Source organism: Janthinobacterium paucivorans (genome assembly GCF_051380805.1).
In the GTDB taxonomy this organism is placed as follows: Bacteria; Pseudomonadota; Gammaproteobacteria; order Burkholderiales; family Burkholderiaceae_D; genus Janthinobacterium; species Janthinobacterium lividum_D.
In genome coordinates this window covers 117,333-144,158 of the sequence record NZ_JBNYXR010000001.1, presented here as the reverse complement: position 1 = coordinate 144,158, position 26,826 = coordinate 117,333, and the positions used below count along the sequence as shown (strand labels likewise).

Here is a 26,826-nt window from a genome sequence, read left to right as displayed (position 1 = left end):
TTAGCATTTCAGCAGGGAAATTACCGCTGTGCCGCCACTGCCGGGTGTGCATCCCTGAAACAGTCCGTATAATCGCTCTTTTGGCACAGTTTTCATCAGATTCCTATGAAGGTATTCCGCGGACTTCCCAATGCCGAGGCGCGAGCGCCTTGCGCTCTGACCATCGGCAATTTTGACGGTGTCCACATCGGCCATCAAGCCTTGCTGGCCCGCGTGCGCGGCGCGGCGACCGAACTCGGCATTGAAGCGGCCGTGATGACGTTCGAACCGCACCCGCGCGAATTCTTTGCGCAGCGCGCAGGCGACCTGTCGAAGGCGCCGCAGCGCATCGCCAACCTGCGCGACAAGCTGCAATCGCTGGACGACGCCAACATCGACCGAGTCGTCGTCGAGCACTTCAGCGCGCAATTTGCCGCCTTGACGCCGCAGCAATTCACGGAACAAGTCCTGGTCGACGGCTTGCACGTGAAATGGCTGATGGTTGGCGACGATTTCTGCTATGGCGCCCGGCGTGCGGGCAATGTCGCCATGCTGCAGCAAGCGGGCCGCGAATATGGTTTTCATGTGGAAACTTTGCCAACGGTCATGAATGGCAGCACACGCATCTCATCGTCTGCCGTGCGCCTGGCCCTGGCCGCCGGCGATTTCCCTCTCGCCACGCAGTTGCTCGGTCACCCGTACGCCATTTCCGGCCATGTGATCCACGGCCAGAAACTGGGCCGCACCCTGGGCTTCCCCACCTTGAACCTGCGCGTGGCGCACCGCCCCGCCCTGTCCGGCATCTTCATCGTGCAAGTCCATGGCCTGGCGCCACAGCCACTGCCCGCCGTGGCCAGCCTGGGCGTGCGCCCTACCGTTGACGACAGCGGCCGCGTCTTGCTGGAAGTACATCTATTTGATTTCGCCCAGTCCTGCTACGGCAAGCTGGTACGCGTGGAGTTTTTGCAAAAGCTGCGCGACGAAGAAAAGTATAACGACCTGCCCACCCTGACCGCCGCCATCGAGCGCGATTCAAACCAGGCGCGCGCTTATTTTGCGCGGCACCGCAGCGCCATTACCGCTACCGACCGAATTTGACGCCGGCCAACTCCGCCGCCTGGCGGCATTTGCCACCGCAAACCCGCTGCAAAAATAGACTCCACACCATTAAAGAAGATTATGTCCGATCAAAACAAGCCAGCCACGCCCAAGCAGAACAAGAAGCCTGAAAGCAAATACCCGGTTAACATGACGGAAACGCCATTCCCGATGCGCGGCGACATGGCCAAGCGCGAGCCGCAATGGGTACAGCAATGGCAAGACAAGAAAATTTACGAACGCGTGCGCAAGGCTGCCGCCGGCCGTCCGAAATTCATCCTGCATGACGGCCCGCCGTATGCGAATGGCGATATCCACCTGGGCCACGCTGTCAACAAGATCCTGAAGGACATGGTCATCAAGTCGCGTTCGCTGGCCGGCTTCGACGCACCCTATGTGCCGGGCTGGGATTGCCACGGCATGCCGATCGAGATCCAGATCGAGAAACTGCATGGCAAGAACCTGCCGACAGCCGACGTGCTGGAAAAGGCCCGCGCCTACGCGAATGTGCAGGTGGAGCGTCAGAAAAAGGACTTCATCCGCCTGGGCGTGCTGGGCGAGTGGGACAATCCTTACCTGACCATGGCGCATGGCAATGAGGCGGACGAACTGCGCGCGCTGGGCAAGCTGCTGGAAAAAGGCTACGTTTACCGCGGCCTGAAGCCTGTCAACTGGTGCTTCGACTGCCAGTCGGCGCTGGCCGAGGCGGAAGTGGAATACGCGGAAAAACGCGATCCCGCCATCGATGTCGGCTTCAAGTTCGCCGAACCGGAAAAACTGGCGAGCGCCTTCGGCTTGCCTTCCTTGCCGACGAATAACGGTTTCATCGTCATCTGGACCACCACGCCGTGGACCATCCCGTCGAACCAGGCGCTGAACGTGCACCCGGAAGTCACCTACGCGCTGGTAATGGCCGAGCGCGATGGCCAGCCATTGCTGCTGATCCTGGCACAAGACTTGGTCGAGTCCAGCCTGGCGCGCTTCAAGCTCGATGGCACGACGATCGCCACCTGCGACGGCGCGGCCCTGGCCGGCATCAGCTTCCGCCATCCGCTGCATGCGACCGACGCTTTCTATGACCGTTTGTCGCCGCTCTACCTGGCCGAATACGTGACCACGGAAAGCGGCACGGGCGTGGTGCACTCGGCGCCAGCGTACGGCCTGGACGACTTCATCTCGTGCAAGGCGCACGGCATGAAGGACGACGACATCATCAAGCCCGTCATGGGTGATGGCAAGTTCGCCTCGACCCTGCCCCTGTTCGGCGGCATGAGCATCTGGGAAGCGTCGAAGCCGATCTGCAACGCCCTGCGCGAAGCGGGCGCGCTGTTCGAAGTGAAGATGTTCGACCACAGCTATATGCATTGCTGGCGCCATAAGACGCCGATCATCTACCGCGCCACCTCGCAGTGGTTCGCCGGCATGGACGTGACGCCGAAAGACGGCGGCGCAACCCTGCGCGAGACGGCCTTGAAAGGCATCGCCGACACCGAGTTCTTCCCGGACTGGGGCCAGGCGCGTCTGCACGGCATGATCGCCAACCGTCCTGACTGGACCCTCTCGCGCCAGCGCCAGTGGGGCGTGCCGATGGCCTTTATCGTGCACAAGGAAACGGGCGACCTGCATCCGCGCACGCCGGACTTGCTGGAACAAGTGGCCAAGCTGATCGAAAAGAACGGCATCGAAGCATGGCAGGCGCTGGACTTGCAAGACCTGATCGGCGACGAAGCGGCCATCTACGCCAAGAACAAAGATACCCTGGACGTATGGTTCGATTCCGGCGCCACGCACCAGACGGTGCTGGGCGGCCCGCAAGCGCACGGCTCGCATTCAACGCAGCTGCAATTCCCGGCCGATCTATACCTGGAAGGCTCGGACCAGCATCGCGGCTGGTTCCACTCGTCCCTGCTGGTGTCGTCCATGCTGAACGGCCGTCCGCCGTATAAAGCCCTGCTGACGCACGGTTTCACGGTCGATGGCGAAGGCAAGAAGATGTCCAAGTCGCTGGGAAATACCCTGGCACCGCAAAAAATCTCGGACACCCTGGGCGCCGACATCCTGCGCCTGTGGATCGCCTCGACCGACTACACGGGCGAGCTGTCGATCTCCGACGAAATCCTCAAGCGCGTGACAGAAGCGTACCGCCGTATCCGCAACACCCTGCGCTTCCTGCTGGCCAACACCTCGGACTTCAATCCGGCCACGGATGCCGTGCCGGTGGCGCAGATGTTCGAGATCGACCGCTATGCGCTGGCCAACATGGCCTCGCTGCAAACGCAGATCGAGAACAATTACGCGCGCTACGAGTTCCAGCCGGTGGTGTCGAAGCTGCAGACGTACTGCTCGGAAGACCTCGGTGGCTTCTACCTGGACATCCTGAAGGACCGTCTGTACACCTCCGGCTTGAGCTCGCAAGCGCGCCGTTCCGCGCAAACGGCACTGTGGCATATCACGCAAAGCCTGCTGCGCCTGATGGCGCCGGCCCTGTCGTTCACGGCCGAAGAAGCATGGGTCGTCTTTGCCGGCAGCGAAGCCTACGCCGCCAGCGATGAAACCATCTTCACGCAAACCTGGTGGCAGTTGCCGGAAGTATCGGATGCGGCCGACCTGCTGGAGAAATACACGGCCCTGCGCGCCGTGCGCACGGACGTCACAAAACAGCTGGAAGACTTGCGCACCTCGGGCGCCATCGGCTCCTCGCTGCAGGCGGAACTGACGATCAAGGCTGCGCCGATGAAGTACAAGCTGTTGACAACCCTGGGCGACGACTTGAAATTCGTCTTCATCACCTCCCAGGCTAGCGTTGTCGAAGTGCCTGAGGAGGCGGCCGAAGAGGTGGTCGTGGCCGCGTCCACGGCGCCGAAGTGCGAGCGCTGCTGGCACTACCGCAGCGACGTGGGCACGGACGCCGCGCATGCCACCCTGTGCGGCCGCTGCGTCAGCAACCTGTTTGGCAAGGGCGAAGTTCGCCGCTTCGCCTAACAACGGCGCGCGACTGGAATACAGACCCAGTGCGCCGCTTCCCACCGCCGCTGCCCGCAAGAGTAGCGGCGGCTTTATCTTCCCTGGAAAAATATGGCCACTAAAAACCGTTTTTCATCGAAATCGTCCTCCTCATCCTCGCTCGTGCCCTGGCTGGGCATTGCCGCCGTTGTCATTCTGTTCGACCAGATCACCAAGATCACGATCCTGAAGACGTTCCACTATGCGCAGGAAATGGTCATCACTTCGTATTTCAACCTGGTGCTCGCGTTTAACAAAGGTGCGGCGTTCAGTTTCCTGTCCGACCAGGGCGGCTGGCAACGCTATTTCTTCACCGGCATCGCCCTCGCGGCGGCCATCTACATCATTTACTTACTGAAAAAGCACGCCGGCCAGCGCATGTTTTGCTGGGCTCTGGCGCTGATCCTTGGCGGCGCGCTGGGCAACGCCATCGACCGCCTGATTTACGGCCATGTAGTCGACTTCCTCGACTTCCACTGGAAAAGCTGGGGCCACTTCCCCGCCTTCAATATTGCCGACAGCGCCATCTGCATCGGCGCGGCCCTGTTCATCATCGATGAACTGCGCCGGGTAAACAAATAAACCAGCAGGAGAACGGCATGGAATTGTCCGGCAAAAAAATTGTCCTGGGACTTACCGGCGGCGTCGCCTGCTACAAGGCGGCAGAACTGTGCCGCGCCCTGAGCAAGGCTGGCGCCTCGGTGCAAGTGGTGATGACCGATGCGGCCAGCCATTTCATCACGGCCGTGACGATGCAGGCGCTCTCGGGCCATCCCGTACACACCAGCCAGTGGGATGCGCGCATCGCCAACAACATGGCGCATATCGATTTGACGCGCCATGCGGACGCCATCCTGATCGCACCGTGTTCGGCCGATTTTCTGCGCAAACTGGCGCACGGCGTGTGCGACGACCTGCTGTCGACGCTGTGCCTGGCCCGCCCGGCGCACCTGCCTTTGCTGGTAGCGCCGGCCATGAACGTGGAAATGTGGCAGAACCCCGCCACGCAGCGCAATGTGCAACAGCTGCGCGATGATGGCATCAAGCTGTTCGGCCCCGCCGCCGGGGAACAGGCATGCGGTGAAGTGGGCCTGGGCCGCATGCTGGAACCGGAACAGCTGCTGACGGAGCTGATCGCCGCCTTCCAGCCGAAAGTCTTGGCAGGCAAGCGCGTGCTGGTCACGGCCGGCCCCACCTTCGAAGCCATCGACCCCGTGCGCGGCATTACCAATCTGTCCTCGGGCAAGATGGGCTATGCGGTGGCGCGCGCGGCGCGCGAAGCGGGCGCCGAAGTGCTGCTCATTTCAGGTCCGACTGCCCTCGACGCGCCCTTCGGCGTGCGCCGCATCGATGTGCAAAGCGCACAGCAAATGCATGATGCGGTACTGGCCCACGTCGACGGCCAGCATGTCTTTGTCGCCGTGGCCGCCGTGGCCGACTGGCGCGTGACCAACGCCAGCGAGCAGAAGATGAAAAAGCAGGCCGACGGCTCCGTGCCCGAACTGCAGTTCACGCAAAATCCCGACATCCTGGCCAGCGTGGCGGCACGCACCAACCTGGCCGGCTATCCGTATTGCGTGGGCTTTGCCGCCGAATCGGAAAACCTGGTGGAATTTGGTTCGATCAAGCGCGAAAAAAAGGGCATTCCTTTGCTGGTCGGCAATATCGGCCAGAACACCTTCGGTCAGGATGACAACACCATCATCCTGTTCGATGAAGAAGGCCATACCGTGCTGCCGCGCGCCTCGAAACTGAACCTGGCGCGCCAGCTGATTTCGGAAATCTCAAAGCGACTCGCCAACAATTCGCTGCTCAAATAAACCTTTTTTATACGACTTAGCTTAGTTAATCAGATTAATGAAAAATATCGACATCAAGATCCTCGACGCCCGCATGAAAGAACTGCTGCCAGCCTACGCCACGCCCGGCAGCGCAGGCCTGGACTTGCGCGCCTGCATAGACGAGGCCATCACCATCGAAGCTGGCCAGACGGTACTCATTGCGACCGGCCTGGCCATCCATATCAGCGACCCGTCGTATGCAGCCATGATCTTGCCGCGCAGCGGCATGGGCCACAAGAACGGCATCGTATTGGGCAATCTGGTAGGCTTGATCGACTCCGATTACCAGGGCCAGCTGATGGTATCGACCTGGAACCGGGGCCAGAGTGCTTTCACGCTCAATCCCATGGAACGCCTGGCGCAACTGATTATCGTACCGGTGCTGCAAGTGGGCTTTAACGTCGTCGAGGAATTCGGCGACAGCGAACGCGGTGTTGGCGGTTTCGGCAGCACCGGCAAACATTAAGGACTAATTTATGCCAGGTTTCCGCCATCTGATTTCGACTTCGCTGCGCCGCCTGGCCACTCCTCTCCTGTTGGCCGGCGCAGCCATTCTGGCCGGCTGCACCGCGCCGGCGACGAATGTCAGCGGCCCGTTCAATGTCGTCGCGGCGCCCGACGCACCGGCCCTGACGGCGGAGAAAAAGGCGGAGCAGGAAGAACTGGTGAAGATGGTGGCGCAGCAGGATCGCCTGTCGAAAGTGTCGGCGCCCCTGCTGATCAACAATGCGGACCTGTGCAAGACGCATGCACGCAAGCTGCTGGGCTTCACGGCCCAGAACAAATACTCGTACCCGGGCGTCTATGCCGACGCGGCCCAGGCAGCCCTCGGCTACGGCGAGCAGATGCAAGTGTCGGGCGTGCTGCCAGGCAGCGGCGCCGCGCGCGCCGGCTTGCGCAAGGGCGACGCCTTGCTCGCTGCCGAAGGCAAGCCGCTACCCGCCGGCCCCAAGGCGGAAGCTCCGTTCGGCGCCATCGTTGGCCCATTGGTCTCGAAAAGCGCCAGCCTGAACATGACCATCGCCCGCGACGGCCAGCAGCAGGATCTGAAGATTCCCGTCACGCGTGCCTGCGCCTTCCGCGTTACCCTGGGCAATGCAGACAATATCAACGCCTATTCGGATGGCGCGAGCATCATGCTCACGCGCGGCATGGTCAATGCAGCACAAAACGACGAAGGTATCGCCTTCGTGATCGCGCGCGAAATGGCGCATAACATCCTCGATCATGCGCGCAGCCAGCGCACGGCCGGTACGGCCAGCAGCATCATCGACAGCCTCGGCGCCGTACAGCCCGACGTGTCGATGCTGACGGGCGGCGCCGGCATCAAGGCCATGCCGCAGGAACTCGATGCGCAAGCCGACACCCTCGCCATCTACCTGCTGGCGCGCGCCGGCTACAATATCGACAACGCCGCCCTCTTCTGGCAGCGCCTGGCCACGCAAGTACCGGCCACGCTGGCCAACGGCTACACGGCGCTGCATCCTGGCACCAACGCGCGCATGGCGGCCATCAACCGCGCCGTGACGGAGGTGCGCGCCAAGCAGGCGGCAAAGAAGCCGCTCAAGCCTTAAGCCTGATGAGCAAAGGAGGCGCCTGACAAAACCGTCGCGAGCGGCAGTGATTTGTGGCTAAGCAGCGCAAGCGTGCTCTGGCACGGTGAGCATCGCAGGCCGCAAAGCGCAAGGAGCAGCAGCATTGTTCAGCCGCCGGGGAAATTCGGGAAATAGGTGCCCATGATCCAGGTCAGGGCACCGCAGAACACCACGGCAAAAAACAGGGCAATGAGCAGCTTGCCGAACTTGGGAATACCCTCTTCTTGCGTCTTGACTTCATTTGACATGAAAATTCTCCGCACGGTGGTGGAACAGGTAGTATATCCACAATCTTGAAACCTATTCCATACTTTGTCGCAGACATGCGGCATGCAACTCTGGCACTCCATGGACAGCATCGATCTTGAAGTTCTGAAAACCAGCGCCGCCTGGCTGGCCGCCGGCCACCGTTGCGAACTCGTCACCGTCATCAAGACCTGGGGCTCCAGCCCCCGTCCGGTGGGCGCCACCCTGGCCATCTGCGACGACGGCACGGTGGTCGGCTCCGTCTCCGGCGGCTGCATCGAGGATGACTTGATCGACACCGTCCGCGTGCACGGCATCGTGCGCGCGCTGCCAGAAATCGTCAGCTACGGCATCAGCGCAGACGAGGCGCACCGTTTCGGCCTGCCCTGCGGCGGCACCATCGAACTGGCCATCGAGCCGCTGCATGCGCACAGCCGCGTGGCCGAACTGCTGGCGCGCCTGGAAGCGCATGAACTGGTCGAACGCCGCCTCGACCTGCGCACTGGCAGCGTCACCCTGCAAAGCGCCGTGCCGGGTGCCGCCCTGACCCTGGAAGACGCCGTGCTCACCACGCAGCATGGCCCACGCTGGCGCCTGCTGATCATCGGCGCCAGCCAGTTGTCGCGCTTCGTGGCGCAGATCGCCACGGCCATGGATTACCACGTCATCGTCTGCGACCCGCGCGAGCAATACCGGGATGGCTGGAACGTGCCCGGCGTGCCCCTGCTGCACGCCATGCCGGACGATCTCGTGCTCGAATTGAAGCTCGACAGCCGCAGCGCCGTCGTCGCCCTCACCCACGATCCCAAGCTCGACGACCTGGCCCTGATGGAAGCACTCAAATCACCGGCTTTTTACGTGGGCGCCATCGGCTCGCGCGCCAACAATGCCAAGCGCCGCGAGCGGCTGCTGCAGTTCGACGTCAGCGCGCAACAACTGGCCCGCCTGCATGCGCCGATCGGCCTGTACATCGGCAGCAAGACGCCGGCCGAAATCGCCATTTCCATCCTGGCCGAGCTGACGGCCGTGAAGAACGGCGTGCCCGACGCCCTGCAAATCCAGCACGCGGCAGCCCTCAGCCCAGCTGGCACCGAGATCTGCGCGCGCTAAAGGCAAAAAGCAAGAAACGCGCTGCGCCCGCCTCGCCTGCCTGCTACCTTCCTTCACTTTGGCCCACCATGACCCTGCTGCACTGGACCCTGCCCCTGCCTGCCGGCTACCGCCGCGATGATGTCATCGCCTTCCACAGCCGCGATGCGCAAGGCGTGGCCGAACAGGTCACAGCAAACGGGCTGCGCAAGGGCATCGTGCTGCAAGGCCTGCCTGTCGTGCTCGATGTGGCGTTCACGCACGACGGCGCCGTCTGCCAGGCCGACATCGACGGCAATGACAATACCGTCACCGCACTTCAAACGCACCTGCACGACGCGCTGCTAAACATCGTCGGCCTGCGCATCGATCCGCAGCCGTTCGCCCTGCTCGCTGCCAGCGATCCGCTACTGGCGCCTTTAATTCGCAGCAATCCGGGCTTACGCATCGTGCAGTCGGCCAGCCCCTTCGAGGCGCTGACCTGGGCCATCATCGGCCAGCAGATCAATTTGCCGTTCGCCATTGCGCTGCGCCGCAGCTTCATCTTGCAGGCAGGGCGCGCGCACAGCAGCGGTGTGTGGTGCTACCCGGAGGCGCGCGACGTGGCGCGGCTGTCGGTGGAAGAACTGACCAGCCGCAAATTCTCGCGCGCCAAGGCGGAAACCGTGCTGCGCCTGGCGCGCCTGGTCAACGAGGGAGAATTGTCGCTGGCGCTGCCGCCTTGCGGCGACGTGACGGCCATCTCGCAGGCGCTGCTGGCCGTGAAGGGCATCGGCCCGTGGAGCGTCAATTATGCGCTGCTGCGCGGCTACGGCTACGCCGATTGCTCGTTGCATGGCGACGTGGCGATACGCGCCGCCCTGCAAAAACTGCTCGGCGAGGTGACGAAACCGGACATGGCGCGCACGCAGCACTGGCTGCGCCAGTATGCGCCGCACCGCAGCATGGCCGCCGCCCACCTGTGGGCCAGCCTGCATGCAAAAAATATTCCACCAGCGGCGGAATAAACAGGGAGCACCTTGCGTCTATCCCTTGCAAGCCCCAAAAAACTCAAGGAGACCATCATGCGCTTTACTCAGCTTACCGCTACCAGCTTCGCCCTCGCCACCCTGTTGTCCGCCCCGCTGGCCTTCGCCGCCGACGTCATGCCCGCCAACGGCATGCTGGTCAACGCCACAGGCATGACAGTGTATGTATTCGACAAGGATGTCGCTGACAGCGGCAAGAGCGCCTGCAGTGGTGGCTGCCTGGTCGCCTGGCCCGCCGTCATCGCCACCGAAGCGGCGCCCGCCGCGCCGTATGGCAGCATCAAGCGCGAAGACAATGGCGCCATGCAGCTGACCTACAATGGCAAGCCCCTGTACCTGTACAAGGAAGACAAGAAGGCGGGCGACATGGCCGGCGACAACTTCAAGAATGTGTGGCACGTCGTCAAGCCGTAAGCAGCCATTCCCGCCGCCGCGATGACCACGCCAGAGGACAGTCGACAGCTGCAAGCGTGCCTGCCCAGCCTGCGCCGCTATGCGCGCGCGCTGGTGGGCGCCCTGCACGGGGACGACCTGGTGCAGGACACCGTGGAGCGTGCCTGGCGCAGGCTGGATCAATGGCAGCGCGGCGGTGAGATGCGGCCCTGGCTGTTTTCTATCATGCACAACCTGCACGTCGATCAATTACGCCGCCCCGGCCTGTCCCTGGAGGAGCTCGACGACGACAGCGTGCTGCCCGCACCGGAACGCGCGCCGGGGCAAGCGATCGCCATCGGTGAAATGGATGCGGCGCTGGCCAGCTTGCCGCTGGGACAGCGCGAAGTCATCCTGCTCGTCGCGCTCGAGCAGATGGCCTACGAACAGGTGGCGGCCACTCTGGACATCCCCGTCGGCACTGTCATGTCGCGCCTGTCACGCGGACGCGACAAACTGCGCACCCTGCTCGATGGCCGCCCTGCTGGCAGCCAGGGCAGCGGCCCACCCACCCTGAAAGTCGTGAAATGACAACGCCAGCCATCAGCGAAGCGCAATTGCATGCCGCGGCCGACGGCATCCTGCCCGAGGAGCAGCACGCGGCCATCGACGCCCACCTGCGCGCGCACCCGCAAGACGCCGCCAGGGTGGCTGCCTGGCGCGAGCAGAACCGGCAATTGCGTGCCCTGTTCGATCCGCTGCAGCAGGAAGCGCTGCCACGGGCGCTACTGCAGGCTGCTGCCCCGCCGGCAGCCAATTACGTCCGGCACCACCGCGCCATGCAGGCGGCAGCGGCTGTCGTGCTGGTGTTCGCCGGCGCCATGAGCGGCTGGCTGCTGCGCGGCGATGCCGGCGCCGCCGCTGACATGCAGGCCGCCAGCGCCAGCCCCCTGGCCCTGGCGCGTAGCGCCGCCATCGCCCATGCCGTCTACACGCCCGAAGTGCGCCACCCGGTGGAAGTGGGCGTGGAACAAGAGGCGCACCTGGTGCAATGGCTATCGAAACGCCTGGGTAGCACCTTGCAGCCACCCGTGCTGTCGACGCTCGGCTATCACCTGATCGGCGGGCGCCTGCTGCCCGGCGACGGCGATGGTCCCGTGGCACAATTCATGTACGAAGAAAGCACTGGCAAGCGCCTGACCCTGTACGTGGCCAAGGAACGGGCCGGCAGGCGCGAAACGGCCTTCCGCTATACGCAGGAGCAGGAACTGGGCGTGTTTTACTGGATCGATGGCCAGATGGGCTACGCTCTCTCGGCCAGGCTGCCAAAAACCGAGTTGGGCAAGATCGCCGGCGCCGTATATGCGCAGCTCGAAACGCAGCGCTGAACTACGCCTAAGCGCTATTGCAGCCGCTAAAAACAGCAGCAAGCCAGGGGCCGATAGGCACGGCAAGCCTTGCGCTGCAGCACATGGCAGCTGGTGCTACCATCGCACGCTGATGCACTGATGCACTGATGCGCTGATCCGTCTGCCGGACGACCGTCACGCTTGCCCAAACCATCCCCACCCCGAGGAATACACATGACGACCCTGAGCATCAATGGCAAGCAGCACGCGCTTGCCCTGCCTGAAGATACGCCCCTGCTGTGGGCCCTGCGCGACGAACTGGGCATGACCGGTACCAAATTCGGCTGCGGCATGGCCCTGTGCGGCGCCTGCACCGTGCACCTCGATGGCGAGGCTATCCGCTCCTGCGTGACGCCGATATCGGCCGCCGCCGGCAAGAACATCACCACCATCGAAGCGGTGGGCGAAGACAAGGTTGGCCTTGCACTACAGCATGCCTGGCAAGAACACGGCGTGCCACAATGCGGCTATTGCCAAGCCGGCCAGATCATGTCGGCCACGGCCCTGCTGCACAAGACGCCAGCGCCGAACGACCGGCAGATCCGCGAAGCGATGAGCGGCAATATCTGCCGCTGCGGCACCTACACGCGCATTCACGCGGCCATCAAGCATGCCGCAGCGGCCATCAACGCAAAAGGAGCGGCCAAATGAGCATCCCTGAAAACAACCGTGCCCCCGCCTCGCCTGCACGGCGCAACTGGCTCAAGGCGGCCGGCGCGCTGGCCGGTTTGAGCCTGGTGGCCGGCCCCTCCGGCCTGGTGATGGCGGCCGACGCCGTCAAATATGGCGGCGACAAGATGGCCGGCGGCGTGGTCGACGATACCCTGGTATTTCTGTCGATCAGTGCCGACGGCATCGTCACCATCGTGGCGCACCGCTCCGAAATGGGCCAGGGCATCCGCACCAGCTTGCCCATGGTGGCGGCCGACGAACTGGGCGCCGACTGGGCACAGGTACGCGTGCAGCAGGCGCCCGCCGACGAAGCGCGCTACGGCAGCCAGGACACGGACGGTTCGCGCAGCATGCGCCACTCGTTCCGTGCCATGCGCCACGTGGGCGCCACGGCGCGCCTGATGCTGGAAACAGCTGCCGCCGCGCGCTGGGACGTGCCAGTGACGCAAGTCAAGGCCGTCAACCATGCCGTCGTGCATGCGGCCAGCGGGCGCTCACTGTCGTTCGGCGCCCTGGCAGAACAAGCGGCCAAACTGCCGGTGCCGCCGCGCGCGCGCATCAGCCTGAAAACAGCCGGCGAACTGCGCTATATCGGGCAAACCAGCACGCGCGGCATTGACCTGCACGATATCGTCACCGGCAACACCCACTTCGGCATCGACACGCGCCTTGATGGCATGGCGTATGCCGTCATCGCCCGTCCGCCCGTCTTTGGCGGCAAGCTGAAAAGCGTGGACAAAACGGCAGCCCTGAAGGTGCCTGGCGTGCTGCGCATCGTCGAACTGGCGGGCAGTCCGCCACCAGCCATGTTCAATCCGCTCGGTGGCGTAGCCGTCATCGCCAGCAATACCTGGGCCGCCATCAAGGGCCGCGAAGCGCTGCTGCTGGAGTGGGAAGACGGCCCGAACGGCACCTACGATTCAAAGGCTTTCCGCAAGACGCTGGAAGCGGCCGTGCGCCAGCCGGCCAAGCCGGCGCGCGACCAGGGCCAGACGGTGGCCACTCTGACCGCCACTGCCGCCACGCGCAAACTCAGTGCCGAATATTATCTGCCCCACCTGGCGCACGCCACCATGGAGCCGCCCGCCGCCACCGTGCGCATCGTCGATGGCAAGGCCGAAGTGTGGGCCTGCGTGCAAGCGCCGCAGGCGACGCGCAGCAACGTGGCCACGGCACTGGGTCTGGCGTATGACGACGTGACCGTCCACGTGACCCTGCTGGGCGGCGGTTTCGGGCGCAAATCAAAACCCGATTTCGCCGTCGAGGCGGCGCTGCTGTGCAAGGCCATGGATGGCGCGCCCGTCAAGCTGACGTGGACGCGCGACGACGACCTGCAGCATGACTATCTGCACACGGTGTCGGTCGAACGGCTGGAAGCGTCGCTCGACGCAAAAGGCATGCCGACGGCCTGGCTGCACCGCACGGCCGCACCCACCATCGCCTCGACCTTTGCCGCCGGTGCGAACCAGCAGGCGCCGTTCGAGCTGGGCATGTCGGCCATCAACGTGCCATTCGCCATTGCAAACATCCGCGTCGAAGTACCCGAAGTGCCGGCCCACACGCGCATCGGCTGGTTCCGTTCCGTCTCGAATATTCCGCACGCATTCGCCATACAGTCGTTCACGGCCGAACTGGCGCACGCGGCAAAGAAGGACCACCGCGACTACCTGCTGGCGCTGCTCGGCCCGGCGCGCAAAATCAACCCGGCCGACCTGTCCGATGGCTGGAACTATGGCGAAGATCCGGCCAAGTACCCGGTCGACATCGGTCGCATGCGCCACGTGATCGAGCTGGCGACAGCCAAGGCGGGCTGGGGCCGCAAATTGCCCAAGGGCCGGGGGCTGGGGCTGGCCGTGTCTTACAGCTTTGTCACCTATGTGGCGGCCGTGATCGAGGTGGAGATCAATGCGGCCGGTGAAGTCATCGTGCCCAGGGTCGATATCGCCATGGATTGCGGCCCGCAGATCAACCCGGACCGCGTGCGTTCGCAGATCGAAGGCGCTTGCATCATGGGCCTGTCCCTGGCCATGAGCGGCGAAATCAGCTTCAAGAATGGCCGGGTCGAGCAAAGCAATTTCCACGACTACAGCGTGCTGCGCGCCGCCGATGCGCCGCACGTGATCCATACGCACCTGGTGCCCGGCACCCTCGATATGGAACTGGGTGGCGTGGGCGAACCGGCCACGCCGCCTATCGCGCCGGCCCTGTGCAACGCCATCTTCGCCGCCACGGGCAAACGCATCCGCGCCCTGCCCGTGGGCATGCAACTGGCGAAGAAAACCTAACAGTGCCGCGCGGCAGGCAGCTGCAGCGCGGCGGCGGCTACCACGGCGGCGCTGGTGGCCGCCGGTGCTGTATTTGCGCCAGGCACATCATTGCCAGGCAAGTCACTGAGTGGCAGCGCACAACGAAAAAACCGCTGATCCTCTTGCGAGAAATCAGCGGCTTCGAAATGGTTGCGGGGACAGGATTTGAACCTGTGACCTTCGGGTTATGAGCCCGACGAGCTGCCAGACTGCTCCACCCCGCACTCGAATTATATACCAGATTGTTGCGCGGCGTAAAGGGCAAGATTTGACAAATGATTCTACCCCCTCCTGCCCCGCGTCCCGCAGCTTACCCTTGGCCAGGAATGAAAAAAGCCGCTGATCTTTTGCAAGAATCAGCGGCTTTCAGGTATTGGTTGCGGGGACAGGATTTGAACCTGTGACCTTCGGGTTATGAGCCCGACGAGCTGCCAGACTGCTCCACCCCGCAGACGAATTATAAGGGCAAACGGGCAGCTTAGGCAATAGCTATCTCAACTTAAACTGCAATAGAGCTATTTAATAAAAGTGTGTCAAAAAGTACGTAAAAAGGCGCGGCCAGTTGCCGCTTGCCATTGTGTCGGCCTGTCACGCCACGGCGCACGCAATAGGTGTACAGTAGGCGTTACACTATAGCCTTCCCCGATGCCACCCCTATCCCAAGCCCGCCCATGAAATTTTGCTCCGAATGCGCCCATCCTGTCAGCCTCTCCCTTCCGGAGGGCGACAACCGTCTGCGCTATGTCTGCGCCAACTGCGACGCCATCCATTACCAGAACCCGAAAATGGTGGTCGGCTCCATCCCCGTCTGGGAAGAGGATGGCCAGTTGCAGATCTTGCTGTGCAAGCGGGCCATCGAGCCGCGCCTGGGCTACTGGACCCTGCCGGCCGGCTTCATGGAAAACGACGAAACCACGTCCGACGCGGCCGAGCGCGAAACGGTGGAGGAAGCGGGCGCCAATATCGAGCTGGGCCCGCTGTTTTCGCTGCTCAACGTACAGCGCGTGCATCAGGTGCACCTGTTCTACCTGGCGCGCTTGCGCGACCTCGATTTCGCGCCGGGCATCGAAAGCCTGGAGGTGCAGCTATTTACGCAAGCGCAAATCCCCTGGGATGACCTGGCCTTCCCCACCATTCGCACCACGCTGGAACTGTTCTTTGCCGACCGCGTAAACATTCGCGAGGGCGGCAGCTACGGTTTCCATACGGGCGACATCACGCGCCCGATGCCGCGCCCGGATGCAGAGCAAGCTCCCGAGTAAGCCTACACCACCTGCCACCTTTGACCGCCGCATGATTACCTGGCTAGACATCCACACCCCGTTCCCCGACGTCTCGCGCGCCCTGACCGAGGAAGCGCCCGGTCTGCTGGCGGCCGGCGCCGACCTGTCGCCCGCGCGCCTGCTCGACGCCTACAAGCGCGGCATCTTCCCCTGGTTTTCCGAAGGTCAGCCCATACTCTGGTGGAGCACCGACCCGCGCATGGTGCTCATGACGGAGGACTTCAAGGTCTCCGACAGCCTGGCCAAGGCGATCCGCAAGGTCGAGCGCAGCGCCGCCACGGACGGACGCTGGCAACTGCGCTTCGATAGCGACTTCGACGCCGTAATGCGCGCCTGCGCCGCACCACGCAAGGATGGCCCTGGCACCTGGATTTCCGACGAAATCATCGCCGGCTACACGGGCTTGCACAAGCTGGGCTATGCGCATTCGTCGGAGCTGTGGCTGGACGGGGAACTGGTGGGCGGCGCATATGGCGTGTCGATAGGACGCATGTTCTACGGCGAATCGATGTTCGCGCGCGTCTCGGATGGCTCGAAGATTGCGCTAGCGCAACTGGTACGTTTTTTGAGAGCGCGTGGCGTGACCATGATCGACTGCCAGCAAGAAACAAAACACCTGGCCTCGCTAGGCGCACTACCCATTTCGCGCGCATGCTTCCTGGCGCATGTACGCATCGCCATTGAAGCGGCGCAAATCACCGATTGGCAGACTGCAACGCCAGCGTAAAAAAGCTATGATAACGCCACGCAGAGCTCCATTGCCGCGGCCAGACCAGACAGGATCAGCATGACGCACCTGAACGAACTACCGTTTGCCACCCTGCAGTTCTACACGACAGCGCCCTACCCGTGCAGCTACCTCGACGAGCGCCAGGCGCGCTCACAGGTGGCCACACCTTCGCACCTGATCAACAGCGACGTGTATTCGGAACTGGTGCGCAACGGCTTTCGCCGCAGCGGCATCTTCACCTACCGCCCGTATTGCGATGGCTGCCAGGCCTGCATTCCCGTGCGCGTGGTCATGGAGTCCTTCACACCCAACCGCAACCAGCGCCGCGCATGGAGCCGGCACGCCGACCTGCAGGCGGGCGTGGCCAACCTGTCCTTTCTTGACGAGCACTACGAGCTGTATCTGCGCTACCAGAGCACGCGCCACGCCGGTGGCGGCATGGACCAGGACAGCCGCGACCAGTACGCGCAATTCCTGCTGCAAAGCCGGGTCAACACGCGCCTGGTGGAATTTCGTGATGCTAGCGGCACGCTGCGCATGGTCAGCATCATCGACGTGCTGGCCGATGGCCTGTCGTCCGTCTATACTTTTTTTGATCCCGACGTGGCGGGCGCCTCCTACGGCACCTATAACGTGCTGTGGCAAATCGCCCAGGCGCGCGAACTGGGCCTGCCGTATGTCTACCTGGGCTACTGGATCGCGCAAAGCCCGAAGATGGCCTATAAAATCAACTTCAAGCCGCTGGAAGCACGCATCAAGGGGCAGTGGGTGATCTTGTAAATTAAACCCAACGGCAGACACTGGGGTCGTACCCTGAGGGTACGACCCCGGCCCTTGCTATTGGGGTCGAATTGCCACCCTACTTGCTCTTGTCCGGAAACGCCGGACGTGCAGGCAGCACAGGCGGGTTCTTCGCCAGTTCGGCCTGGATCACTTGAATCGCCTTTTCCAACTGCGGATCGCGCCCGGCGATGACGTCGGCCGGCGTTTGCTCGACTTCGATATCGGGCGGCACGCCTTCGTTTTCCACGCCCCAGCCGTTTTCGCGCGTCCAGAACGCCAGGTTCGGCGCCGTGATGAAGCCGCCGTCCATCAACACGGGAAAGCCGAGCACGCCCACCAGGCCACCCCACGTCGCCTTGCCGATCAGCGGCCCCATATTATTTTTGCGAAACATCCACGGCAGCAGGTCGCCGCCCGAGCCGGCCGTCTCGTCGATCAGCATGGCGCGCGGCCCCTGGATCGAGGCCGACGGCGTCTTCATGTCGGCGCCGTAGCGCATGGTCCACCAGGCGATTTCCTTCTTTTGCAAGATCTCGATGTAGTAATCGGCCACGCTGCCGCCGCCATTGAAACGCTCGTCGACGATGATGGCCTGCTTGTCCGCCTGCGGGAAGAAATAGCGCTTGAAGTAGGTGTGGCCCAGGCTTGCCGTATTGGGCACGTACACGTACGCCACTTTGCCGCCGGTTGCCGCATGGACCTTGCGCATATTGCCTTCGATCCAGTCGCGGTTGCGCAAGGCATCTTCGGTCGCCACCGGCACCACGCTGATCGTGCGCGCGCCCTTGCCGTCGGCCGATGGCCCTACGGTCAGGTCGACGGCCTTGCCGGCCGTGTTTTCAAACGCGCTGTACAAATTGGTCGGCGGCAGCAAAGGACGACTATCGACGGCCAACAGGTACTCGCCCGCCTTGACGTTCAGGCCCGGCTCCGTCAGCGGCGCGCGCAGGGCCGGGTTCCAGTTCAAGCCGCCATACACCTTCTTGAAGCGGTAATGCCCGTCGCGCACTTCGTAATCGGCTCCCAGCAAACCACCGGGCACCTTCTTCGCCTCGATAAAATCGTCGCCGCCGCCACTGCGATGGTGGCCCACGGCCAGTTCGCTGCACATCCACTGGATCAAACGATTCAGGTCGGCGCGGCTCGACAGCTCGGGCAGGAAGACGGCGTACTTGTCGCGCATGGCCTTCCAGTCCACACCATGCATGCCCGGGTCATAGAAATAATCGCGATTGATACGCCAGACCTCGTTGAAAATCTGCGTCCACTCGGCGCGCGGATCGGCTTTTACCTCGATGGCATCGACCTTGATCTTGCCTTCGCCGGGCGCCAGCAGCTTGCCCGTGGCGCTACCCATGGCCCAGTTATCCTTCTGGCGGTACAGCAGCTTCTTGCCGTCGGCCGACACTTCGAAATCGTCTGCCTCCGCCACCACGGTTTCCGCCTTGCGCTCCTTCAAATCAAAACGCTGTACGGCCTTCTTGCCATCGCTTTCGCGCAGCAGGAAAATCTGCCCCGCAGCGCCAGCGGCCAGGCTGGAGAACTGCGCGGCCGGCAACGGCAAGTCGACGATGCGCGTGGCGATGCCGTCGAAATCGATGGCTATCGGCGCCACCGGCGCCACCGCCACTTTCGGGTCGTCGCGGCCCGTCTTCGGGTCGACCTTCGCTTCGCTCTTCGCTTCCGGTTCTGCCTTCGCCGTGTCTTTTTTGGCGTCTGTGCTGGCGGCTTTCTCTTCGTCGCTTTCCTTGATCAGGGGCGACGGCAGATCGCGCCGCAGCACGGCCATCCACACGGTGCGCGTCACCAGGTTGTCTTCGTTCTGCTGGGAGAACCAGTTATTACTGGGCCCCGCATTGGTCGACGCGAAGAAATACAAGTACTTGCCGCTCTTGTCGAACACGGGTTCGGCCACGTCGGACAAGCCATCGGTCACCGGCATGGACTTGTTCTGCTCGATGGAATAAATGTAGGCGCTGCGCGTGTAGGTAGGCGAATTGAGCGTGTAGGCCAACCACCGCGAATCGGGCGCCCACGAGGCGCGCATGCTCTTGTCCACGCCATACATAGCTTCCGTGGCGACCTTTTGCAGCTTGCCCGTGCCGACGTCGATCACATACATGCTCCAGCCATTGTCGGCAAACGCAATCTTCTTGCTATCGGGCGACCAGACCGCGTTGTCATAAAAGCCGCTGCCATTGAGCTTGAATTTCTTCACGGCGCCCTTGCCATCCTGCGCGCGCACATGCAGTTCATATTCGCCCGGCTCGTCCGAGAAATACGCGACCGAGCGGCCATCGGGCGACCAGACCGGCGTGCGCTCGTGGGCGCCGGCCGTCTGCGTCAGGTTGCGCACGTCGCCCTTGTCGGCGGGGATGGTGACGATCTCGCCCCGGTATTCAAAGGCGACGCGCGCGCCCGATGGCGAAATCGATGCGTCGCGGATGTATTTTGCATTCTTCACCCAGCGCGGGCGCGTCTGCCCCAGGTCGCTGGCCACGCCGATGGTCAGTTTGTGCGCCTGGCCGCTGGCGATATCGAAGGCGTGCAGGTAGCCGGCCTGCTCGTAGACGATCGTGCCGTTCGCCGCCGCCGCGTTCAGCACGGGGAAATCTGCGTGCTGCGTCAACTGGCGCACGGCTTTCGTCTTGACGTCGTAGGCAAACAGGTTGAATTCGCCGCTGCGGTCGGAACGGAAGTAGACGGTGTCCCCCAGCCAGATGGGATCGACGTCATTCGAACGCGTGCTCGGCTGGGGGATTTTTTCGATGGATTTGTCGCTGGAGGAAAACAGCCACAGCCAGGAGTTGGTGCCCCCCCGGTAGCGCTTCCACTGCTTGAAGGCAGGCATCAGCGGGTTGTAGGCGATGCGCTTGCCATCGGGCGAATAGGTGGCGCGCGAGGCGTTGGGGATCTCCAACTGGGTTTCCACGCCGCCCGCCACCGGCACCGTAAACAGCTTCTGGAAGCGGTTGTTGAAGGCGGCGCGGGGCGAAGTGAACATCACGCACTGGCCATCGGGCGTGAACGATTGCGCCAGATCGGCACCGGGGTGGAAAGTCAGGCGGCGCGGCACGCCGCCCGCCGCCGCGATCACATACACGTCGATATTGCCGTCAATGTTCGCGCTGTACGCGATCTGGCTGCCATCGGGCGAAAACACCGGATTGGACTTTTCCCCCAGGTCGGAAGTGAGGCGCCGCGCGCCGCCGCCATCGAGGTTCGACAGCCACACATCGCCCGCATAAATGAAGGCGATGTGGCGGCTCGATACAGCCGGTTCGCTCAGCATGCGGGTGTCTTGCGTATTGGGCAGGGCCAGGGCCGAATGGCTCAGCAGCAGTGCGCTGGCGGCGGCGATGGCCGTCAAGATGCGTGTCTTTTTCAATCGGTGTCTCGCTTATAGAAGTCAACAGAACAGAGAAAAAACAGGAAGGTCCGTAGCCCGATGCGAATGAATAAAGAAGCAATATTGCATCAGACCAAAAAGAACTATACACCCGGCAGCGGCGCGGAACACGGTAAAATACGCCACTTATTTCGCGCACCGCCAGCCCGTCCCGGTAGCGCGCACACCAACTCAAAGCGCCCCATGTCTGAAAAATTCCTGTACTCCCTCGCTCGCCCGCTGCTGTTTTCGATGGATGCCGAAGCGGCCCACCATCTCACCCTGCCCACCCTGAAACGCGCTAGCGCGCTGGGCTTGACGAAGCTGGGCGGAAAGCCCGCTGCCGATCCGCGCACGGTGATGGGCATTACCTTCCCCAATCCCGTGGGCCTGGCCGCCGGTCTGGACAAGGATGGCGCCTACATCGATGCGCTGGCCGACCTCGGTTTCGGCTCTATCGAAGTGGGCACCGTCACGCCGCGCGCGCAGGCGGGCAATCCGAAACCGCGCATGTTCCGCCTGCCGCAGGCACAGGGCATCATCAATCGCATGGGCTTTAACAATGGCGGCGTGGACGCCTTCGTGGCCAACGTGCAGGCGTCGAAGTTTTACCAGCAGCGCGCCGGCGTGCTGGGCCTGAACATCGGCAAGAACGCCGACACGCCCATCGAGCGGGCGGCCGACGACTATCTGCTGTGCCTGGAAAAAGTCTACCCTTACGCCAGCTATGTGACGGTGAACATCTCTTCGCCGAACACCAAGAATTTGCGCCAGTTGCAAGGTGCGTCCGAACTCGACGCCCTGCTGTCGCAGCTCAAAGATGCCCAGGCGCGCCTGGCGGACAAGCACAAGCGCTACGTGCCGCTGGCCCTCAAAATCGCACCGGACATGGATGGCGAACAAGTCAAAAGCATCGCCGAGTCACTCACGCGCCACCGCATCGACGGCGTCATCGCCACCAACACGACCCTGTCGCGCAGTGCCGTCGAAGGCATGCCGCACGGCGCGGAAGCGGGCGGCCTGTCGGGCGCGCCCGTGTTTGCGCTGTCGAACAATGTCATCCGCCTGCTGAAGGCGGAACTGGGCGACGCCTTGCCCATCATCGGCGTGGGCGGCATCATGCAGGGCAAGGATGCCTTGGCCAAGTTCGAGGCAGGCGCGCAGCTGGTGCAGTTGTACAGCGGCCTGATTTATGCTGGCCCGGCGCTGATCAAGGATTGCGCCCGCGCGCTGCGCGGCAAGCAAGCCCGCTAAGGACCGCGCATGGAAAAGATCAAGCTGGGTTCGAGCAACCTGGAAGTGAGCCGGATCTGCCTGGGCACGATGACCTTCGGCGAACAGAACACGCAAGCCGAAGCGCACAGCCAGCTCGATTATGCGCTGGAACGCGGCATCAACTTCGTCGACACGGCGGAAATGTACCCGGTGATGGCCAGCGCCCAGACGCAGGGCAGCACGGAGCGCTATATCGGCAGTTGGCTGAAGAAAAGCGGCAGGCGCGCCGACATTGTGCTGGCCAGCAAAGTGGCCGGGCCGAACTCGCGCATGCACTGGATACGCAAGGGCAAGACGGACCACGACGCGGTCAATATCCGCGCCGCCGTCGAAGACAGCTTGCGCCGGCTGCAGACAGAACACATCGACCTGTATCAGTTGCACTGGCCCAGCCGCAACCTGCCCATCTTCGGCGCCAGCGTCTACAACCCGCGCAAGGAACACGCCGCGGTGGCCATCGAAGATACCCTGGCCGTGCTGGGCAAGCTGGTCGAGGAAGGCAAGATCGGCCACATCGGCGTGTCGAACGAATCGTCGTGGGGCGTGTGCGAATTCATTAAGCAGGCCGAGCTGAAAGGCTTGCCACGCATCGCATCCATCCAGAACCTGTACAACCTGACGGCGCGCCATTTCGAGACGAGCTTGCTCGACGAAACCTGTCACCGCGAAAACGTCGGCTTGCTGGCCTACAGCCCGCTCGCTTTCGGCCAGTTGACGGCGAAATACCTCGACGATCCGCAGGCCAAGGGCCGCCTGACACACTTCCCGGCCGGCTGGAGTCCCCGCTACGTGCGCCCTGCCACCATCGCGGCAGCCAGCGAGTATGCGGCGCTGGCCCGCGCGCACGGCTTGACGCCGGCGCAACTGGCGCTGGCCTGGTGCTACTCGCGCTGGTTCGTCACCTCGACCATCATCGGCGCCACCAGCGTGGCGCAATTGCAGCAAAATATCGACGCGCAGCAAATCACCTTGTCGCCGGAACTGGTGGCGGCCGTCGACGCCATCCACGCCAGAGCGCCCAATCCGGGGCAATAAACGCCCCTTGCCTGGCGGTGCATGCCGCCGCCAGGCAAGCAAGGCAGACACATAGTCGTATTTATACAACAGCGGGCCATTTACTGACGTGCGCCATTGCAGCCGCGCCATGCCCGGTCGTATGCTGAAAACGAGGCGATATGCGCGATTCGCGCCATGTTCACGTGCTTAAGCTATTTATTGCATATCGATAGACAGAACGAATCGTAAGCACGCCACGTCGCCGCTGTTAATCTGCTTGCATCACCGGACCGCCATGGTCCGCGCATCCACCAACCGAAGAGATATTGTCGATGAGTTCAAGTACCGTCCGCTCCCAGCATCGCGCCCTGCCCGTGAAAACCGTCATCGCCGCCAGCCTGATCGCCTGCTTCAGCCTGCCGATGCAGGCACAAGCGCAGCAAGAACTGCCGGCCGAAGGGGAATTGCAATCGGTGGTGGTCACTGGCACCTTCGCCAAGAACCGCCGCACCATCGATTCCGAATCGCCGGTCGACATCCTCACTTCGCGCGACCTGCAAAGCACGGGTTCGGGCGAATTGGCCACCGTGCTGGCACGCCTGCTGCCATCGTTGAACTTTGCCCGCGCCACGGGCGCCGACGCCAGCGATGCCGTGCGTCCGGCGCAGCTGCGCGGCCTGTCGCCCGACCAGACTCTGGTACTGGTGAACGGCAAGCGCCGCTATACTTCGGCCGTCGTTAACGTCAATGGCTCGCTGGGCCGCGGCTCGGCGCCCGTCGACCTGAACGCCATTGCCCTGGCCGCCATCGACCACGTCGAAGTGCTGCGCGATGGCGCGGCGGCGCAGTACGGCTCGGACGCGATTGCCGGCGTGATCAACATCATCCTGAAAAAAGGCGCGGCCGGCGGCGATATCGAAGTGGGCTATGGCCAGACGCAGGAACGCGACGGCAAGCAAAAATCCATCAAAGGTTCGGCCGGCTTCGCCCTGGGCGACGACGGCTGGGTGCGCGTCTCGGCCGAAGTGGCCGAACGTGACCCGACCAACCGCGCCGGCGCCGATTTCCGCAATCCGCTGGAACCGCGCTACGGCAAGGTCAACCAGCGCTATGGCGACCCGGAAAGCAAGCCGGCCACCGTCTTCATCAACAGCGAATACCATATCAATGACAATGTGGACTGGTATGCCTTCGGCAATTACGGCGTGCGCGATACCTCGGCCGCTGCCACCTGGCGCACGGCATTGATACAGAACACAGACACCAAGGTCTACTCGCAGCGCACGCCGCTCTTCCCCGAGGGCTTTTTGCCACTGCAAAACAGCACCCTGACGGACCAGTCCATCGTCACAGGCTTGCGCGGCGAAGCGGCCGGCTGGCGCTGGGATGCCAGCATCAATTACGGCAGCAACAAGTTCGAACTGGACTTGGACAACACGGTCAACCAGTCGCTGGGCGCGAACAGCCCCACGCACTTCTATGTCGGTTCACTGAAAAATGAACAGACCGTGTTCAACCTCGATGCGGCGCGCGAATTTCCCGTCGCTTACTTTACGGGGCCGCTGACGGTGGCCGTGGGCGCCGAAGCACGCCATGAAAAGTACAGCATCGGCGCCGGCGACGCGGCCTCGTATACGGGTAGCGGCTCACAAGGCTTTGCCGGCTTCCGTCCTGCCAACGCCGGTAGCCACTCGCGCCACAACGAGTCGATCTATGTGAACCTGGAAGCGGAAGCGACGAAGAAGCTGTCCGGTGGCGTGGCCCTGCGCCATGAGCGCTACAGCGATTTCGGCAGCACCACCTCGGCCAAGGGTTCGGCCCGCTACTCGTTCAGCGATACCCTGTCGCTGCGCGGCACCGTGTCGAGCGGCTTCCGCGCGCCGTCGCTGGCGCAGCAACACTACACCATCACCACCACCAACTTCCAGGTCGTCAACGGCCTCAATACGCCGATCGAGACGGGCACCTTCGCTGTCAACACGGCGCAGGCGCGCGCACTCGGTGCGCAAGACCTGAAACCGGAAAAAGCCCGTAACTACAGCCTGGGCCTGCAATTCCAACCGAGCCGCAACTTCACGACGACGGTGGACGCCTACCGCATCGACATCGATAACCGCATCCTGTTCTCGGCCAATTTGGTACTCAGCGATGCGTTGAAAAACGTCCTGGCCGCACAGGGCACGCCAGTGGGCTCGGGGCGCTACTTCACCAACGCCGTCGACACGCGCACGGAAGGCGTGGACATCGTCAGCACCTACCGCATCGACCTGCAGGAGAAGGATCGCCTGGACCTCACGGTGGCGTACAACCACAACAAGAGCACGGTACGGAAAATCGCCGACAATCCAGCCATCCTGACGGCCAACAACTTGAAACTGATCGACCGCCAGAGCATCGACCGCATCACGGTGGCGTCGCCGAAGGATAAATTCAGCCTGGCCGCCGACTACAGCTTCGGCATCTGGAATGCGCACGGCGTCGTGACGCGCTACGGCAGCTTCACCGTGCCGCAAAACAATGCCACGCTGGACCAGACGTATGACCCGCAATGGGTGCTGGACGTCTCCGCTTCCGTGAAACTGGGCAAGAACTGGCGCCTGGTGGCCGGCATCGACAACGTCACCAACCGCTATCCGGCACAAGTGACAAGCGCGGGCAACCTGAACGTCAACGGCACCCAGCCGTACAGCATCTTCGCGCCAAACGGCTTCAACGGCCGCTATTACTATGCCAAGGCCGGTTATAGCTGGTAAACAGCCCTCTGCCATGTAAAAAGCCCGGAATGCATCGCGTTTCCGGGCTTTTTTCTTATCTTGCTCCCGCAGGCGCGTCAGGCTCGGACGCGGCGACGGCGCGCGACAAAACCGACCAGGCCAAGGCCCAGTATCAGCATGCCGTAAGTCGCTGGCTCAGGTACTGCCGAGACGGAGTTGAACGCGCGGAAATTGCTCAGGCCACGCGGCAGATTGGCAATGCTAAAAACCGTATTGGCGGCAAGCGGCGTGGCCCAATGGAACAACAGTTCGCCACGGCCATAATGCACGGCCAGGTAGTCAAAGCTGGATTTGACGGTGAACGAACCGGACTTGCTGCTGGCCAAGTCTCCCTGGGCAGCAAAGACCAAAGAACCGGTACCACTGGACGGCAAGCCAAATTTGCTGCTGACCAAGCTCAAGATAGCGGCCGCGCTTTGCGCCCCGGGCGGATTGGCACCGTCGTACACCCATACGCTGGCGGCAGCGACAGGACCGTAGGTGACGCTCGTGCCGCCCACCGTGAAGCCGCCCTGGGCCGGGTTGCTGATCTCGACCCAGCTGGCCGCGCTGGCCAGCGGCGCCAGGACGGCCGACACGCTAAGGCATAGTCCCAATACTGCCTGTTTCGTCTTGTTCATAGACTTCCCCTAGATTTCATTTCACCAAAGTAACTTAGTTATCTTTTTTGTTATCTCACTTGCACATGGGGAAAGATATCATCAAGGAAACGCAAATACAATTAGAGAAACGTCTTTTACCATTGGTATTTTTAATCGACCCCATCCATTTATTGCCGGTAGCGTCTCTCGTGGGGCGTGCCATCATTCCAGCCATGGCCAGGCGCAGCTGCCGCAAACAGGATTGTTGTAAATCGGTACAAAATATATCCGGATGACGATATAGCTCTGCGGCAATGGCAAGCCTGAAGCGATGCATGCTCAATCAGGCTTAGCTGTGTAGCGGATGGAACGGTGCAT

The 26,826-nt window shown here is 62.7% G+C and carries 22 protein-coding genes and 2 tRNA genes; 19 read left to right on the top strand and 5 right to left on the bottom strand.

Translation table 11 applies throughout. The features are described 5' to 3' along the window. The first annotated feature begins 105 nt into the window (after nucleotides 1–105). From ACQ4V8_RS00635 to ACQ4V8_RS00610, 6 genes are all read left to right on the top strand, one after another. Nucleotides 106–1,077, top strand: coding sequence for a bifunctional riboflavin kinase/FAD synthetase (locus ACQ4V8_RS00635; protein WP_010400863.1), 972 nt, complete (start codon nucleotides 106–108; stop codon nucleotides 1,075–1,077). 81 nt (nucleotides 1,078–1,158) lie between these two features. Further along, entirely contained in the window at nucleotides 1,159–4,059 is a 2,901-nt protein-coding gene (ileS, locus tag ACQ4V8_RS00630; RefSeq protein WP_010400866.1) for an isoleucine--tRNA ligase, read from the top strand. A 93-nt stretch (nucleotides 4,060–4,152) separates the two neighbouring features. Further along, nucleotides 4,153–4,662, top strand: a complete 510-nt coding sequence (lspA, locus tag ACQ4V8_RS00625; protein ID WP_010400868.1) for a signal peptidase II — start codon at nucleotides 4,153–4,155, stop codon at nucleotides 4,660–4,662. 17 nt (nucleotides 4,663–4,679) lie between these two features. Next, nucleotides 4,680–5,900 carry a bifunctional phosphopantothenoylcysteine decarboxylase/phosphopantothenate--cysteine ligase CoaBC gene (coaBC, locus tag ACQ4V8_RS00620; RefSeq protein WP_010400869.1) on the top strand — a complete coding sequence of 407 codons (1,221 nt, stop codon included), beginning with the start codon at nucleotides 4,680–4,682 and terminating at the stop codon, nucleotides 5,898–5,900. A gap of 37 nt (nucleotides 5,901–5,937) precedes the next feature. Then, nucleotides 5,938–6,387 carry a dUTP diphosphatase gene (gene dut, locus ACQ4V8_RS00615; RefSeq protein WP_436570733.1) on the top strand — a complete coding sequence of 150 codons (450 nt, stop codon included), beginning with the start codon at nucleotides 5,938–5,940 and terminating at the stop codon, nucleotides 6,385–6,387. A 10-nt stretch (nucleotides 6,388–6,397) separates the two neighbouring features. Further along, entirely contained in the window at nucleotides 6,398–7,495 is a 1,098-nt protein-coding gene (locus ACQ4V8_RS00610) for a M48 family metallopeptidase (protein ID WP_070346402.1), read from the top strand. A gap of 128 nt (nucleotides 7,496–7,623) precedes the next feature. Here the strand turns inward: ACQ4V8_RS00610 and ACQ4V8_RS00605 are convergent, their stop codons facing one another. Then, the gene (locus ACQ4V8_RS00605; RefSeq protein ID WP_193365541.1) at nucleotides 7,624–7,764 is read right to left on the bottom strand and encodes a hypothetical protein; all 141 of its coding nucleotides are present in this window, start codon (nucleotides 7,762–7,764) and stop codon (nucleotides 7,624–7,626) included. Nucleotides 7,765–7,864: 100 nt separating this feature from the next. On the opposite strand from ACQ4V8_RS00605, the gene ACQ4V8_RS00600 reads away from it, so the two are divergent. The 7 genes from ACQ4V8_RS00600 (at nucleotide 7,865) to ACQ4V8_RS00570 (ending at nucleotide 14,617) form a co-directional block, all read left to right on the top strand. Next, on the top strand, nucleotides 7,865–8,872 hold the full coding sequence (locus ACQ4V8_RS00600; RefSeq protein WP_010400872.1) for an XdhC family protein: 1,008 nt from the start codon (nucleotides 7,865–7,867) through the stop codon (nucleotides 8,870–8,872). A gap of 68 nt (nucleotides 8,873–8,940) precedes the next feature. Next, the gene (locus tag ACQ4V8_RS00595) at nucleotides 8,941–9,858 is read left to right on the top strand and encodes a DNA-3-methyladenine glycosylase family protein (protein ID WP_070346400.1); all 918 of its coding nucleotides are present in this window, start codon (nucleotides 8,941–8,943) and stop codon (nucleotides 9,856–9,858) included. 57 nt (nucleotides 9,859–9,915) lie between these two features. After that, nucleotides 9,916–10,293: a COG4315 family predicted lipoprotein gene (locus tag ACQ4V8_RS00590; protein WP_010400876.1), complete on the top strand. Its 378-nt coding sequence runs from the start codon at nucleotides 9,916–9,918 to the stop codon at nucleotides 10,291–10,293. Nucleotides 10,294–10,314: 21 nt separating this feature from the next. Next, nucleotides 10,315–10,842: an RNA polymerase sigma factor gene (locus ACQ4V8_RS00585; protein WP_070346398.1), complete on the top strand. Its 528-nt coding sequence runs from the start codon at nucleotides 10,315–10,317 to the stop codon at nucleotides 10,840–10,842. After that, the gene (locus ACQ4V8_RS00580) at nucleotides 10,839–11,639 is read left to right on the top strand and encodes an anti-sigma factor family protein (protein ID WP_010400881.1); all 801 of its coding nucleotides are present in this window, start codon (nucleotides 10,839–10,841) and stop codon (nucleotides 11,637–11,639) included. Before ACQ4V8_RS00585 ends, ACQ4V8_RS00580 begins: the two co-directional genes overlap by 4 nt. A 195-nt stretch (nucleotides 11,640–11,834) precedes the next feature. Continuing rightward, the gene (locus ACQ4V8_RS00575) at nucleotides 11,835–12,311 is read left to right on the top strand and encodes a (2Fe-2S)-binding protein (protein ID WP_010400882.1); all 477 of its coding nucleotides are present in this window, start codon (nucleotides 11,835–11,837) and stop codon (nucleotides 12,309–12,311) included. Then, nucleotides 12,308–14,617 carry a xanthine dehydrogenase family protein molybdopterin-binding subunit gene (locus ACQ4V8_RS00570; protein ID WP_436570732.1) on the top strand — a complete coding sequence of 770 codons (2,310 nt, stop codon included), beginning with the start codon at nucleotides 12,308–12,310 and terminating at the stop codon, nucleotides 14,615–14,617. The genes ACQ4V8_RS00575 and ACQ4V8_RS00570 overlap by 4 nt, the downstream gene beginning before the upstream one ends. A gap of 168 nt (nucleotides 14,618–14,785) precedes the next feature. Here ACQ4V8_RS00570 and ACQ4V8_RS00565 read toward each other — a convergent pair. After that, nucleotides 14,786–14,862, bottom strand: a tRNA-Met gene (locus tag ACQ4V8_RS00565). A 150-nt stretch (nucleotides 14,863–15,012) separates the two neighbouring features. Further along, a tRNA-Met gene (locus ACQ4V8_RS00560) sits at nucleotides 15,013–15,089 on the bottom strand. A gap of 220 nt (nucleotides 15,090–15,309) precedes the next feature. Between ACQ4V8_RS00560 and ACQ4V8_RS00555 the strand changes: the two genes are divergently transcribed. The 3 genes from ACQ4V8_RS00555 to ACQ4V8_RS00545 are packed head-to-tail and all read left to right on the top strand — an operon-like array spanning nucleotide 15,310 to nucleotide 17,431. Continuing rightward, nucleotides 15,310–15,900 (top strand): NUDIX hydrolase, encoded by a 591-nt coding sequence (locus tag ACQ4V8_RS00555; protein WP_010400884.1) that lies wholly within the window; start codon nucleotides 15,310–15,312, stop codon nucleotides 15,898–15,900. A 31-nt stretch (nucleotides 15,901–15,931) separates the two neighbouring features. Continuing rightward, nucleotides 15,932–16,648 carry a leucyl/phenylalanyl-tRNA--protein transferase gene (aat, locus tag ACQ4V8_RS00550; protein ID WP_070346396.1) on the top strand — a complete coding sequence of 239 codons (717 nt, stop codon included), beginning with the start codon at nucleotides 15,932–15,934 and terminating at the stop codon, nucleotides 16,646–16,648. Between the two features lie 60 nt (nucleotides 16,649–16,708). After that, the gene (locus ACQ4V8_RS00545; protein ID WP_436570731.1) at nucleotides 16,709–17,431 is read left to right on the top strand and encodes an arginyltransferase; all 723 of its coding nucleotides are present in this window, start codon (nucleotides 16,709–16,711) and stop codon (nucleotides 17,429–17,431) included. A 79-nt stretch (nucleotides 17,432–17,510) separates the two neighbouring features. Here the strand turns inward: ACQ4V8_RS00545 and ACQ4V8_RS00540 are convergent, their stop codons facing one another. After that, entirely contained in the window at nucleotides 17,511–20,822 is a 3,312-nt protein-coding gene (locus ACQ4V8_RS00540; protein ID WP_436570730.1) for a S41 family peptidase, read from the bottom strand. Nucleotides 20,823–21,026: 204 nt separating this feature from the next. On the opposite strand from ACQ4V8_RS00540, the gene ACQ4V8_RS00535 reads away from it, so the two are divergent. The 3 genes from ACQ4V8_RS00535 to ACQ4V8_RS00525 all read left to right on the top strand — a co-directional run bounded on the left by ACQ4V8_RS00535 (nucleotide 21,027) and on the right by ACQ4V8_RS00525 (nucleotide 25,846). Next, complete coding sequence (locus ACQ4V8_RS00535) at nucleotides 21,027–22,076, top strand: quinone-dependent dihydroorotate dehydrogenase (RefSeq protein ID WP_010400890.1); 1,050 nt, start codon at nucleotides 21,027–21,029, stop codon at nucleotides 22,074–22,076. 9 nt (nucleotides 22,077–22,085) lie between these two features. Then, entirely contained in the window at nucleotides 22,086–23,132 is a 1,047-nt protein-coding gene (locus ACQ4V8_RS00530) for an aldo/keto reductase (protein WP_070346395.1), read from the top strand. A 293-nt stretch (nucleotides 23,133–23,425) separates the two neighbouring features. After that, nucleotides 23,426–25,846, top strand: a complete 2,421-nt coding sequence (locus tag ACQ4V8_RS00525) for a TonB-dependent receptor plug domain-containing protein (RefSeq protein WP_436570729.1) — start codon at nucleotides 23,426–23,428, stop codon at nucleotides 25,844–25,846. Between the two features lie 77 nt (nucleotides 25,847–25,923). Here ACQ4V8_RS00525 and ACQ4V8_RS00520 read toward each other — a convergent pair whose 3' ends face one another. Next, the gene (locus tag ACQ4V8_RS00520) at nucleotides 25,924–26,487 is read right to left on the bottom strand and encodes a PEPxxWA-CTERM sorting domain-containing protein (protein ID WP_010400895.1); all 564 of its coding nucleotides are present in this window, start codon (nucleotides 26,485–26,487) and stop codon (nucleotides 25,924–25,926) included. Between the last annotated feature and the right edge of the window lie 339 nt (nucleotides 26,488–26,826).

Bases quoted from the DNA above. Each gene is read 5' to 3' on its own strand.
- ACQ4V8_RS00535 (WP_010400890.1), top strand. From the start codon at position 21,027: ATGTCTGAAAAATTCCTGTACTCCCTCGCTCGCCCGCTGCTGTTTTCG.
- aat (WP_070346396.1), top strand. From the start codon at position 15,932: ATGATTACCTGGCTAGACATCCACACCCCGTTCCCCGACGTCTCGCGC.
- lspA (WP_010400868.1), top strand. From the start codon at position 4,153: ATGGCCACTAAAAACCGTTTTTCATCGAAATCGTCCTCCTCATCCTCG.
- ACQ4V8_RS00555 (WP_010400884.1), top strand. From the start codon at position 15,310: ATGAAATTTTGCTCCGAATGCGCCCATCCTGTCAGCCTCTCCCTTCCG.
- ACQ4V8_RS00610 (WP_070346402.1), top strand. From the start codon at position 6,398: ATGCCAGGTTTCCGCCATCTGATTTCGACTTCGCTGCGCCGCCTGGCC.
- ACQ4V8_RS00520 (WP_010400895.1), bottom strand. From the start codon at position 26,487: ATGAACAAGACGAAACAGGCAGTATTGGGACTATGCCTTAGCGTGTCG.
- ACQ4V8_RS00605 (WP_193365541.1), bottom strand. From the start codon at position 7,764: ATGTCAAATGAAGTCAAGACGCAAGAAGAGGGTATTCCCAAGTTCGGC.
- ACQ4V8_RS00600 (WP_010400872.1), top strand. From the start codon at position 7,865: ATGGACAGCATCGATCTTGAAGTTCTGAAAACCAGCGCCGCCTGGCTG.
- ACQ4V8_RS00545 (WP_436570731.1), top strand. From the start codon at position 16,709: ATGACGCACCTGAACGAACTACCGTTTGCCACCCTGCAGTTCTACACG.
- ACQ4V8_RS00590 (WP_010400876.1), top strand. From the start codon at position 9,916: ATGCGCTTTACTCAGCTTACCGCTACCAGCTTCGCCCTCGCCACCCTG.
- ACQ4V8_RS00575 (WP_010400882.1), top strand. From the start codon at position 11,835: ATGACGACCCTGAGCATCAATGGCAAGCAGCACGCGCTTGCCCTGCCT.
- ileS (WP_010400866.1), top strand. From the start codon at position 1,159: ATGTCCGATCAAAACAAGCCAGCCACGCCCAAGCAGAACAAGAAGCCT.
- ACQ4V8_RS00635 (WP_010400863.1), top strand. From the start codon at position 106: ATGAAGGTATTCCGCGGACTTCCCAATGCCGAGGCGCGAGCGCCTTGC.
- ACQ4V8_RS00525 (WP_436570729.1), top strand. From the start codon at position 23,426: ATGAGTTCAAGTACCGTCCGCTCCCAGCATCGCGCCCTGCCCGTGAAA.
- ACQ4V8_RS00530 (WP_070346395.1), top strand. From the start codon at position 22,086: ATGGAAAAGATCAAGCTGGGTTCGAGCAACCTGGAAGTGAGCCGGATC.
- ACQ4V8_RS00585 (WP_070346398.1), top strand. From the start codon at position 10,315: ATGACCACGCCAGAGGACAGTCGACAGCTGCAAGCGTGCCTGCCCAGC.
- ACQ4V8_RS00580 (WP_010400881.1), top strand. From the start codon at position 10,839: ATGACAACGCCAGCCATCAGCGAAGCGCAATTGCATGCCGCGGCCGAC.
- ACQ4V8_RS00595 (WP_070346400.1), top strand. From the start codon at position 8,941: ATGACCCTGCTGCACTGGACCCTGCCCCTGCCTGCCGGCTACCGCCGC.
- coaBC (WP_010400869.1), top strand. From the start codon at position 4,680: ATGGAATTGTCCGGCAAAAAAATTGTCCTGGGACTTACCGGCGGCGTC.
- dut (WP_436570733.1), top strand. From the start codon at position 5,938: ATGAAAAATATCGACATCAAGATCCTCGACGCCCGCATGAAAGAACTG.
- ACQ4V8_RS00570 (WP_436570732.1), top strand. From the start codon at position 12,308: ATGAGCATCCCTGAAAACAACCGTGCCCCCGCCTCGCCTGCACGGCGC.